Below are 926 nucleotides of genomic sequence, written 5' to 3' on the forward strand. Positions count from 1 at the left end.
GTCTGGCGGCGATGGTGGTGCTGTCCCAGGCCCGTGATGCCTTCGTCCGGCTCCGGCACGTGTGGGCTGACCAGGGCTACCGTGGCCGGGACTTCTGCAACTGGGCCGAGGACGCGGTCGATGTCGATATTCAGATCGTCTCACGGCGTGATGGTGGATTCCATCATACCTGGGCCCGGTCGGGGCACCCCTGTCTGTCAGACTGCCGTGAGAGTGCGACATCAAGGTCGCACGTGATGAGTGGGCTGCGTCGGTTGGAGGTTCGGTTGATGACGAAGACGTAGTCACGGATCAGTGTTCGTAGATCTGTCCCCTCCGTGACATGCGTGGCTGGTAACGGTGGTCTCAGGCGATCAGTGCATCAGCCCTGGTAGAAAGGTGATCCACCGATCGGAGGGCTGAGTGCACGGCGTCGGGTTGACCTTGGACGAGCGGGAGTCGATCTCCAGGGGCTTGGCCAAGGAACTGTCACACCGAGTGATCGCGACCCGGCTGGATCGGAACCAGTCGGTGATCAGCCGTGAGGTCTCGCGCAACGGTGTCAATATCGGGTATCGCGCCGCGGACGCGTAGAAACGCGCAGACGAGCAGCGGCGGCGACCGAAGGCATTCAAGCTGGACTCGCACGTCCGGCTGCACGATGCGGTGGCCGAGCGGCTGACGGCTGACTTCTCGCCGGAACAGGTGTCGAATCGGGCTCTGCGCACTACGTCTGAAACCGTGTTTGGCTGATCACGCCGCGGATGTGGTGGCGGTGACGGGGAGTGGCCAGACCGGGCGGGTGACGCGGGAAGCGACGTACAGAATTTGAATGGTCGGGGTCTGTTTGATCACATCCGGTCTGTCCGGGTATGACCCGGCCGTGCTCAGCTCTTGTAGCGGGCATGAGGTATGCGGATGGTGGCGGGCTTACCGCGCAGGGTCGT

The 926-nt window shown here is 63.2% G+C and carries 1 protein-coding gene and 1 pseudogene; both read left to right on the plus strand.

Annotated elements, in window-relative coordinates; all coding sequences use genetic code 11:
* Positions 1-191 (plus strand): annotated as a pseudogene (locus tag AB1460_RS37825) (IS5/IS1182 family transposase); the annotation flags it as partial.
* 211 nt (positions 192-402) lie between these two features.
* A complete protein-coding gene (locus tag AB1460_RS37830; protein ID WP_368967392.1) occupies positions 403-573 on the plus strand; it encodes a helix-turn-helix domain-containing protein in 171 nt (56 codons plus the stop codon).
* Positions 574-926: the final 353 nt, after the last annotated feature.

It is taken from the genome of Parafrankia sp. FMc2, assembly GCF_041008525.1.
GTDB lineage: Bacteria > Actinomycetota > Actinomycetes > Frankiales > Frankiaceae > Parafrankia.